The organism is Protofrankia sp. Cas4 (assembly GCF_963555915.1).
Lineage (GTDB): Bacteria > Actinomycetota > Actinomycetes > Frankiales > Frankiaceae > Protofrankia.
Map to the genome: position 1 here is coordinate 1 of NZ_CAUVXL010000175.1, position 10,250 is coordinate 10,250.

The 10,250-nt window shown below is 69.0% G+C and carries 10 protein-coding genes and 1 other RNA gene; 4 read left to right on the forward strand and 7 right to left on the reverse strand.

Features of this window, described 5'->3' with window-relative positions; translation table 11 throughout:
* The 3 genes from U9979_RS16375 to rnpB all read right to left on the reverse strand — a co-directional run.
* Positions 1–1,273, reverse strand: a 1,273-nt coding sequence (locus tag U9979_RS16375; protein WP_322780067.1) for a serine/threonine-protein kinase, incomplete at its 3' end; no start/stop codon positions are given.
* Between the two features lie 195 nt (positions 1,274–1,468).
* A complete protein-coding gene (locus U9979_RS16380) occupies positions 1,469–1,621 on the reverse strand; it encodes a hypothetical protein (RefSeq protein WP_322780068.1) in 153 nt (50 codons plus the stop codon).
* A gap of 25 nt (positions 1,622–1,646) precedes the next feature.
* An RNA gene (gene rnpB, locus U9979_RS16385) (RNase P RNA component class A) lies at positions 1,647–2,072 on the reverse strand.
* Between the two features lie 133 nt (positions 2,073–2,205).
* Between rnpB and U9979_RS16390 the strand changes: the two genes are divergently transcribed.
* Positions 2,206–2,631: a lipopolysaccharide assembly protein LapA domain-containing protein gene (locus U9979_RS16390; RefSeq protein ID WP_322780069.1), complete on the forward strand. Its 426-nt coding sequence runs from the start codon at positions 2,206–2,208 to the stop codon at positions 2,629–2,631.
* Positions 2,632–2,710: 79 nt separating this feature from the next.
* On the opposite strand, the gene U9979_RS16395 is transcribed toward U9979_RS16390, so the two are convergent.
* The 3 genes from U9979_RS16395 to U9979_RS16405 form a co-directional block, all read right to left on the reverse strand.
* Entirely contained in the window at positions 2,711–3,853 is a 1,143-nt protein-coding gene (locus U9979_RS16395; protein ID WP_322780070.1) for a bifunctional RNase H/acid phosphatase, read from the reverse strand.
* A 22-nt stretch (positions 3,854–3,875) separates the two neighbouring features.
* On the reverse strand, positions 3,876–4,619 hold the full coding sequence (locus U9979_RS16400; RefSeq protein ID WP_322780071.1) for a zinc ribbon domain-containing protein: 744 nt from the start codon (positions 4,617–4,619) through the stop codon (positions 3,876–3,878).
* A 116-nt stretch (positions 4,620–4,735) separates the two neighbouring features.
* Positions 4,736–5,626, reverse strand: a complete 891-nt coding sequence (locus tag U9979_RS16405; protein ID WP_322780072.1) for a Nif3-like dinuclear metal center hexameric protein — start codon at positions 5,624–5,626, stop codon at positions 4,736–4,738.
* Between the two features lie 230 nt (positions 5,627–5,856).
* On the opposite strand from U9979_RS16405, the gene U9979_RS16410 reads away from it, so the two are divergent.
* Positions 5,857–6,135 (forward strand): hypothetical protein, encoded by a 279-nt coding sequence (locus tag U9979_RS16410; RefSeq protein ID WP_322747485.1) that lies wholly within the window; start codon positions 5,857–5,859, stop codon positions 6,133–6,135.
* A 555-nt stretch (positions 6,136–6,690) separates the two neighbouring features.
* Complete coding sequence (locus tag U9979_RS16415; protein WP_416220239.1) at positions 6,691–8,814, forward strand: hypothetical protein; 2,124 nt, start codon at positions 6,691–6,693, stop codon at positions 8,812–8,814.
* Between the two features lie 37 nt (positions 8,815–8,851).
* On the opposite strand, the gene U9979_RS16420 is transcribed toward U9979_RS16415, so the two are convergent.
* A complete protein-coding gene (locus U9979_RS16420; RefSeq protein ID WP_322780074.1) occupies positions 8,852–9,358 on the reverse strand; it encodes a hypothetical protein in 507 nt (168 codons plus the stop codon).
* Between the two features lie 226 nt (positions 9,359–9,584).
* Between U9979_RS16420 and U9979_RS16425 the strand changes: the two genes are divergently transcribed.
* A partial coding sequence (locus U9979_RS16425) for an LON peptidase substrate-binding domain-containing protein (RefSeq protein WP_322780075.1) occupies positions 9,585–10,250 on the forward strand: 666 nt, incomplete at its 3' end.

Here is a 10,250-nt window from a genome sequence, read left to right on the forward strand (position 1 = left end):
CCAGGGTGCGCCCGTCCGAGGCGAACGCCACCGACCACACCGCGCCGGTGTGGCCGATCAGGGGGGAACCCAACGGATGGGCAGTGGTGGAATCCCCGCCACAGGCGACGGTGACGGCTAGGACGGTACCGGCAACAGCGAGCAGCACCGCGATGGCGGCGGCAGGTAGGCGCCGGCGCCGCAGCCCGGTCAGGGCACTGCTGGCCTGTCGGGTGGGCGGACCAGCCGATGGCCTGCCCGACGGCGGCCGACCGGCCCTGCGGGTGGGTAATTCGCTGCTGTCGGGCGGCGGCGGGGCGGGGATCGCCGGGCCGGGGATCGCCGGGCCGGACGGCCGGGTGGGGGTGGACAGCGTCTCGGCGGCGGTGCGGATGTCATCATCGAGACGCAGCCCGATCCCGGCCCGGACCGTCCAACCCGAGCCGTAGACGACAGCCGCAGCCCGAGCCAGATCCAGAGCGAACGCGTGGGCCGACTGCGGTCGGGCCGCGGGATCCTTCGCCAACGTGCGCATCACCAGATCCGCCACCGGGGCCGGCACCCCAACCGGCGGCGACGGAAGAACATTGAGATGATGGTGGACAAGCGCCGGGGCCGGCAGCGCCGGATCAAACGGCGGCGTCCCGGCCAGCAGCTCATACAGCAACACCCCCAGCGCATACAGGTCGGTGGCCGGGCTCAGCCGGCCACCGAGGATCTGCTCAGGGGCCATATACCGCGGAATACCGATCACCGCGCTCGCGGTAGTCGCCGACCCCTCCACGATTTTCGCGATACCGAAATCGGTGACTTTCAGCAGGCCGGCGGTGTCGAACAGAATGTTGTCCGGTTTGATGTCACGGTGCAGCACCCCCCGACCATGCGCGCAGGACAACGCCGCAGCCACCGCTAGCCCGACCGCACACGCCGCCTCCGCCGACATACCCGCCCTCCGGCGGGTCAATGTCCCCCCGCCCAACAGCTCCATCACGATCAGATGCAGATCGTCTGCGGCGACCGCGTCATAGACCCGGACGATATGAGGATGGTCCAACGCTGCGAGTAACCGCGCCTCGGCGCGGCTCTTCTCCGCAGTCCCGCCCGGCCCGCCCGGCCCGCCCGGCAGAATCTTGATCGCCACATCGCGGTGCAGCTCCCGGTGCCGGCCCGCCAACACCAACCCGAACGCACCCGCACCCAGCTGGGCACCCAGCTCATAGCCGGGCAGCGCCGCCGCCACCCGCCCCTCGTTGACAATCATGACGCGGGAACTGTCACGCGCTGACCACGGCATCCACCGGTCACCATTGCGAAACCCCCCAATACGCCCTACAACACCATGCGAGATCCTAGCGGTGCCCGACGCGACAGGGTGGCCCAGCCCACCGCCAGAACCACACGTCTGTTGGCCGACATCCCGCGCCGGCCGTTCCTGGGCATCGGAAACAGGCCGACCGCCTCCGCTCTCAACGATGTGAATCTGATGCTTCTATCGCAGCATCAGATTCACATCCTTCTTCAGCCTCGTGAACCGATGCGTTCTGGTCTGATCCACCAGTTCGCGCTCGATGTTGAACATGACCAGCGCGCACGGCACGGTCACGACCGACCACGAAAGGCCAGATGCCCAGGTCAGCGGCATGATCCGGACATCGGCGCAGGTACGACGGATGAGTCGGCCGGTACGCCGGGTTCTGTAGGCCGGACGCCTTGCGGCCCCCGACCGGCGGTCATCTATCTCGGGCTGGCGTTACCGACAGCCTCCAGCGGTCCACCCGCAGGCTCGGGCGGGCAGCCCTCGAACGCCTGCGCAGTTCCCGGGCCTCACGGCCCCGGAACCTTTCGACCTTGCTCCGGGTGGGGTTTACCTAGCCGCCCGGGTCACCCCGGGCGCTGGTGCGCTCTTACCGCACCGTTTCACCCTTACCGGCATCCGAGGACACCGGCGGTCTGTTTTCTGTGGCACTGTCCCGCGGGTCACCCCGGGTGGGTGTTACCCACCACCCCGCCCTGTGGAGCCCGGACGTTCCTCGGCGGCTCCACCGCAGCGGAACCGACCGCAGCGGAACCGACGCGACCGCCTGGCCGACTCATCCGTGATCCTGAGCATATGACACCGCGACCGGGTCCGGCCTGGCGTGACAACCACGTATTGGGATACTGCATGTCGAAGACAGCGCAGACCGACTGTCGGGTCGCTCATGACACAAGGGACGGGGATCGGCCTTGACGACGCCCGGAGATCAATCCGCCAGGAAAATCGACTACACCCGGCCGGTTGTACCGCCGGCTGGGAGCGCTCCTGCGCCACAGCCCGGCGGACCGGTACCCGCCGCACCAGGGCCAGCGCCCGCTACACCCGGCGGAACCGGCCCCGCGCCCGAGTCGGCCGCGCAGCGCCGAGGCATCGGTTACACCACCTACGCGGTTACCGTTGTGGTCCTACTGATCGCCATCGCCGTGATCATGTTCGTGCTGAAGAACAACGCCCGGGTCAACATCTGGCTGTTCGGTTCGTTCCACAACATGTCGGTCGCGGGCGCGCTCGCGGCGTCAGCGACGGCCGGCCTCGTCATCGGCCTCCTGATCGGGCTGATCACCCAGATCAAGGTCCGCAAGGAGGTACGTCAGTACCGTCGCGGCAACCGCTGACCACCCCACCCGCCAACCCCGCTCGCCCCAACCATTCACCCAACCGGGTCGGGGTCACCCAACCCGGTCACCATCCGCGCTACTGGCCTTCCTCGACCAGGTGGGCGGCGTGGATCCCGTCGTTGAAGCCGCGCAGCACCGCCGGACCGTCCGAATACCAGTCGATCGTCGACATCGACACCAGATCGAGGTGCAGCCGGTAGAGCACCGCGGGTGAGGCGTCGAGCGCCAGCTGTGTCAGAGCCTTGATGGGCGTCACGTGCGAGACGACGAGGATCCGTGCGCCCGGATGCGCGGCACAGATGCGGTCCCGGGCGGCGGTGACCCGCCCGACCGTGTCCAGGATGCTCTCGCCACCGGGCGGCGGCACCGACGGATCAGCCAGCCAGGCGTTGAGCTCCTCCGGGAAACGCTGGCGGACCTCGCCGAAGGTCAGTCCCTCCCAGGTGCCGAAGTCGGTCTCCCGCACGTCGTCGTCGACGACGTAGTCCCGGCCGAGGGCGTCCGCGGTCTGGCGGGCTCGCTTGAGCGGCGAGCAGTACACCGCCTCGAACTCGACCTCACGCAGCCGTACCGCCACCGCGTCGGCCTGTGCATAGCCGACGTCGGTCAGACCTGCGTCCACCGTGCCGCTGAAGCGCTTCTCCACCGACATCGGGGTCTGCCCGTGGCGCAGCAACACGGTGGTCGTGGGTGGCGCAGGTGGAGCCATCCATCCGGACAGCCGGTTCGTGGTCGGCGCCCGGTGCGGTGTGGGCTCGGGCGACTGGGGTTCCGGCGGCTCCCAGGTTCGTCCCTGGGCAGCCGCGTCCATGGCCTCGTTCGCCAGCCGGTCGGCATGGCCGTTGCGCTCCCGCGGAATCCAGCCGTAGCGGACCTGCGGGAAACCGAGCGCGACGTCCGCGGCTTGCATCGCCAGCGGGCGCATCGCCGGATGCTTGATCTTCCAGCGTCCGCTCATCTGCTCGACGACCAGCTTCGAGTCCATCCGGACCTCGACGACGGCGTTCGGGTCGATGTCGGCCGCCGCGCGCAGACCCGCGATCAGCCCCTGGTACTCAGCGACATTGTTGGTCGCCCGACCGATCGCCCCGGCCCGCTCGGCCAGCACGTCCCCTGTTTCGGCGTCCCGCACGAGCGCTCCGTACCCGGCCGGGCCCGGATTGCCCCGTGATCCGCCGTCGGCTTCGACGACAAGCCGGCGCGACGGACGGTCATTCATGATCTTCTCCCATCACCGGTGCTCACAGGCCCGATTCGACGGTCCGGACGAGGATGCGCCGGCATTCCTCACAGCGCACCACTTCGTCCGGGGCGGCCGCCGCGACGTCACGCACATCGGCGCCGGACAGTTCCAGGTGACATCCTTCACACCGCCGCCGGACGAGCCTGGCCGCGCCGACACCGGCGGATGAAGAGCGCAGCCGTTCGTAAAGGGTTACCAGATCGGCGGGAAGGGTCGGGATGGTGGCCTCGCGTTCACCGCGACGAGCGCCCGTTTCATCGTCGATCTCCGCGAGCGCGGTGTCCCGCCTGCCGGCGGCTACCGCCAGCTCGGCCTCAAGGCGTTCCTGATCGGCCCGGATCACCCCCGCGCGCGTCTGGAGCCCCTCGATGACCTCCATCAGCGCCAGCGTCTCGTCCTCAAGTGCGTTCTGCCGGCGAGCGAGCGAGGCGATCTCCGCCTGAAGATTTTCCAGTTCGCGGGAACTGGTGATCTGCCCGGAGTCGAGACGTTTCTGGTCCCGGACCGCCCGCGCCCGCACCAGGTCGACCTCGTCGTCCAGCTTCTGCTGCGAACGGCCTCGGTCCCGCAGCTCCGTCGAGACCCGAACCAGGTCGTCATTGAGCGCGGCGAGCTGCGCACTCAGCTTGTCGATCTCGGCAAGCTCAGGCAGGTTCCGCCGCCGCGCGGCGAGCCGGTCAAGGCTCGAGTCGATCGCCTGCACGGACAGCAGGCGAAGCTGGGTCGCTGGGTCGGCCTTCATGTGCTCCTCCCTGTGCTTACAAAACCGCGCTTACAAAACCGCACTCACCGAGCGCGCTGTCGTGCGTGTCACGCTCACCGTGCCCAGAGCGCCCGAGGATAGGGCTGTCCGGCTCGCTACGCTTGGCCGGCGGCTGGCCCCGATGAGCTCGCATGCCACCGCCACGGGTCGGTGACCAGACTGGAAACCGTTGTGTTCACCGTACGACCTCGCCCGGCCAGGCCTGCGCCCAGCCGCGCGGAGGCGACCTGCAACCACGGCCATTCGCTCGCCCAGTGCGCCACGTCCACCAGGGCGACGTCGTGCGCGCTGACGGCGTCCAGGACGTGGTGGTGACGCCCATCGGCGGTTACCAGCACATCGGCTCCGGCACGCGCAGCGGCGCCCACCAGCTCGCCGCCAGAACCGCCACAGACCGCGATCCGGCGCACCGGGCGTTGCGGCGCACCGGTGGTACGCACCCCGCCCGCCGTGGCGGGCAGCGCGGCCGCCACCCGCGCGCAGAACGCGCCGAGTGGTTCGGATTCGGCCAGGTTGCCGACGCGGCCCAGTCCGCCGTTACCAGGCTCGGCCCCGGGCTGCTGCGGGCCAGGCGGCTGCGGGCCAGGCGGCTCGGTGAGCGGCCCGACGTCGCGCAGCCCGAGGACCCCCGCGAGCGCGTCACTCACACCGGGGCAGGCCACATCGGCGTTGGTGTGCGCGCTGAACAGCGCCACGCCCCCACGGATGAGGGTTGCCACGACCCGGCCACCCGCGTCGGTCTCCGCAACACCGTGAACACTGCGGAGAAACAACGAATGATGGGTGACCAGAAGCTGCGCACCGCAACCAACGGCTTCCCGTGCGACGTCGAGTGTTGGGTCGACGGCGAACAGTGCATGGTGAACCGGCATCTGCGGGTCTCCGACCGTGAGCCCCACAGCATCCCACGACTGCGCCCAGGACGGAGGATAGCTGCGGTCGAGCTCGGCAATACAGTCAGCCACGGTGCAATATGCTGCGGTCACCGTCCGGACACTACCCAACCGTGATCGGTACGGCTGGTCCGACCTCTCGGTTGCGAGGCCGCATACGGCTACGGAACGCCGCGACGTACCGTGATCTGTGCGGCAGATGGACCGGGACCGCACATGCACGCTGATCGAGGCATGATCACGGTCGAAGGAGGCGCGAATATGGCATTATTTCGCGCCTGTGCGGGCCCGCAGGAGACCTAACCGGAGATGGGGATTGCGACATGGTGGATGTGTCCGTACGGTTCCAGATCGCCGGCGACGCCGAGGTTGTGCTGAACCTGCCCACGACACAGGCGGTGCGGCTGGTGGAAGCCATCATGCACAACGTGGCCGAGGCGATGGCGGCGCAGGCACGTGGAGGCCAACAGAGCCCACCGGGTTCGCAGGTTCAACAGGGCCAGCACCTCCAGCCCTCCCTGCAGGGGAGCATCGGTTGGGGTGACACCCAGCTCCGGGGCGAACCGCCGCCCTCGGGTCCGACCCGACGCCCGATGGGCTGATCCGAACCTCGATGGGCTGACCCGGACAGAAGATTCAAAACAGGCTCTCGGAGCCGGCCGATCGGGCCGAAAACGGTAGAAGCGGGCCCGCTGGATCATGGCGGGCCCGCCGCAGCGGGAGCTGGCATCCGCTCCCACCTCTTCCGGGTGCACACGGTGGTCCGGCGCGTACACGGCTGGCGACACCGCTGGCCGTGGCCCCTGACCGACCGTCCGGGTTCACGCCCGCCGCCCAGCAGTGTGCGTGAACGCCGACGTGCACCTGGATACTGACGCGCGCTGGGTACTGCCCTGCGCCTGGTTACCACCGGTTACCCGGGGCATCGCCTGGTACCCGAGGGGGGTACCGCCGCGTCCTGGCGCAGCGCCGGCCCGGCATCCGAGTGCAGCGCCGGCCCGGCCTCCACGTGCAGAGCCGGCCCGGCATCCGGGTGCACAGTTTTCCCAAACGCAACACAACTCTAGATCAACCCGGTACAACTCCGCACAGCTGCCCAGCAGAAGGGACACAGATCACCCATGGCGGGGGACATACCAGCCAACGAGCAAATCATCATGATGAATGCCGACGCGCCGGCAGATATCGCTACCGCTACCGTTGACGCAACAGATCCCGCCGGACGGCTCTCGGCCGCCCAGGAGGCCATGCGGATATTCCACCGCTACGGCCGAGTCAACATCGTCAGCGCGGCCGATGCGATCTCCTCCCTGCGAGCGGACGTGCGTGCCACCGCGGCTGCCCAGGTGCCCGCCACCATCCCACTCGACCCGGCTGAGCTGGACCGGATCGAACGCCTCGGCCTGGCGGCCTTCCAGTTACGGGCCAGCGCCGACTACCAGCAGGCCAAGCAGGACCGGGTCAGAGCTGACGAGCCCTGGGACATGGACGGGTCCTGTACCGACATCCCACCGCCGCGAGGCTCGTCCAGGCTCGATCCCGGCCCCGTCAACGACGCCCCGGCCGAGCACGACTCCCCCGGCACACCCGGCACACCCGGCACACCCGGCACACCCGCAGCGGGCACCGTACGGTCGCTGACCGCCAACGCCACCGGCGACCGGATAGGCGAGCCGATCGGGCATCCGGTCGACGTCAGGACCACCAGCAGCTTCATGGAAGGCAGCGTCGCGGTCGGCCTGGTCATCGTCGAAGGGCCGACGGCCGATCTCCAGTTCACCGCCGCGGAACGCACCAAGGTCGTCGCGGAGGTCCAGAACGGGCTGTCCTGGTACGCAACCACCAATCCGGCGGCAGACCTTACGTTCAGCTACGACATCCGAATCGTTCGGATCTCGACACCCCCGGATCCCGCCGCAGCCGATCTGGAGGCGCTCTGGCGAGATCCGGCCATGCGCCAGCTCGGCTACACGCCGAACTTCGACGGCGTCTACGACTTCGTCGACGACCTGCGCGACTTTCATGTGACGCGATGGTCCTACTGCGCATTCATGACCAAGTACCCGCTGTCATACTTCGCGTACAGTTCGGTCGGCGGGCCCCGGCTCGTCCTGTCCTACGACAACGACGGTTGGGGTCCGGACAACCTCGACCGCGTCTTCGCCCACGAGACCGGGCACATCTTCGGCTGCCCCGACGAGTACGCCGCCAGTGGCTGTAACTGCGGTGGCGCCTGGGGACGGTTCGGGACTCCCAACGGCAACTGTGACGGCTGCGCACCGGACAGCGTCACCTGCCTGATGCGATCCAACAGCTTCGAGATGTGCCGATACACCCCGAGCCACATCGGCTGGGGTGCAGGCGTGGCCGGCAATCCGGTCCTGGTACAGGGCAACTACGGTCAGGCCGGCAACTTCGAGCTGGTCGTACCGTCCTCGTTCGCCGGCGTGACCCACCTGTGGCGGGACAACGACGCCCCGGGCCTGCAGTGGCGGGAGCCGTTCCAGATCGCACAGGCAAGCGGCCCGATCGACGCCCTCTCCATGATCCAGAGTCGACTGGCGACCCCCGGAGCGCTCGAGGTGATCGCCCGGATCGGGCAGTCGCTGGTGTTCTTCTGGCGCGACGGCGGATCGTCGCTGCGCTGGCACGAGCCCGCCCACCTGATGGACGGCGTGGCCGGGACACCGTCGCTGATCCACAGTCGGCTGGGACGACTGGGCACGTTCGAACTACTCGTCCCGGCTCGCGACGTCGGCCTGCTGCATCTCTCCCGCGACAACGATGTCGCCGGTTACCCGTGGAGTCGGCCGGTTCTCGCGGCGGCGAACCTCGGCCGGGTCGACGCGGTCAGCCTCATCCAGGGAAATTTCGGCGCCGGCAATCTGGAGGCTGTCGCACTGGCCGGCGGCCGCCTGGTGCACCTCTACCGTGCCGAGGACGGGCTGTGGCGGACCTCGGTGGTGTTCGCCGAAGGCGTGGTCGGTAATCCCGTACTGGTCCAGAGCCAGTTCGGCCGACTGGGCAACTTCGAGGTCGTGGCGCCGTCCGCCGCCGGTGGTCTGGTCCACTTCTGGCGGAACAACGACGCATACGGGTTTCCGTGGAGCCCGCCGAGACCCTTCGGCACCGAACTCGGACACGTCGACGCGGTGACAATGATCCAGAGTTCGTTCGACCGGCATCTGGAGGTTGTCGCGAGGGTCGGCGACCGGCTGTACGCGATGGCGCGTATGTCGTCGGGAACATTTGACTGGCAGCCATCCAGTCGGATCCTGTGACGACCCACACCGGGTGGCCGTGACACAGTTCACCGGTTCACCCGGTGTCGGATGGCGGGCCGCCCACCCTGCCCGCAGGGTCCGGTGGCAACCGGCCGGGGGCGTCCCAGGGCAGCCCCTCCCCCGACCGGTGCTTGCCCGCCACACGGGCGAGCCAGGCATCGACGAAGAGGTTCTCCGTCGCGGTCAGGGTCTCGCGCAGGCCCGCCGGCACGGTATGGGTGAACACGCCCACGACACCGGGCAGGCGGGCCAACGCGTCAGTACCGTCGGGCGGGGCGACGACCAGGGCAAGCCGTGGTGGCAGGATGGCGGTGACCCGCACCAGGCCGCGCAGCGCGTCGATCACCTGATGGCGGCCGTCCCCGTGGCGGCCGTCCCCGACGGCTGCCGGCTCCGCCCGCCGATCAGATGGGCCACTCCGATCAGCCGGCCCACCCCGATCACCGGCACAATCAAGATCATCGGAAGCACCGGCACCGCGCGACCGCACCGGGTCCGACGATGCACCGACGACCAGCAGCTCCGGCGTGGGTTCGACCACGGAAACGCCTCCCGCCGCACCCCTCATCGGGGCAACAGTATGTCGCGTAACAGTAGCGTACGGCTGCCGGCACACATCCGGCCCCAGCACCGCGACGCTGCGCGCACCATTGCCGGGCGCTGCCAACCGAGCGTCCTGCCGGCGACGGGCCCATGATGGGTTCGGAGCCTGATCGCGTCCAGCGGCATCTCAGGAGGTTCCCCGACCTGAAACAGGTGTTTCCGTCATGACCGAACGGCTAGCCCTGTTCCCGTTGGGGACCGTGCTGCTCCCCGGCCTCCTGCTCCCACTGAAGATCTTCGAACACCGCTACCGGGTGCTTGTCGCCGAGCTGCTGGACCTTGCCGCAGGTGAGCCGCGCCGGTTCGGGGTCGTCGCCATCCGCCACGGCAGGGAGACCGGGACGGACGACCTCCCGACCTTCCACGAGATCGGCTGCACGGCGAACGTCCGCCGGATCGACCGGCATACCGACGGACGCTTCTCGATCATCGCATCGGGCGGGGCGAAGTTCCGGGTGCTGGCGGTGGACCGGACCAGCCGTCCCTACCTCACCGGCGACGTGGAGTATCTCAGCGACGGGATCGGGGACGCCCAGGATGCGGCCGCGCAGGTCCCCGTCGTGACGAAGCTGCTCCACGACTACGCCGCCCGGCTCTCGAGCTCCCAGGCCGCCGAGCTCCGACTTCCCGATCTTCCCGATGACCCCCGGATGTTGTCCTACATCGTTGCTGCCTCCGTGGTGACCCAGACAGCCGAACGCCAGGCGCTGCTCGCCGCACCCGATGCCGCGGCCCGGCTGCGGGCCGAACGGATGATCCTCCGCAGGGAGCTCGGGCTCCTCGAACGGTTCAGCGCCATCGGGTCCGACGAGCACATCCGGGTCACCCCC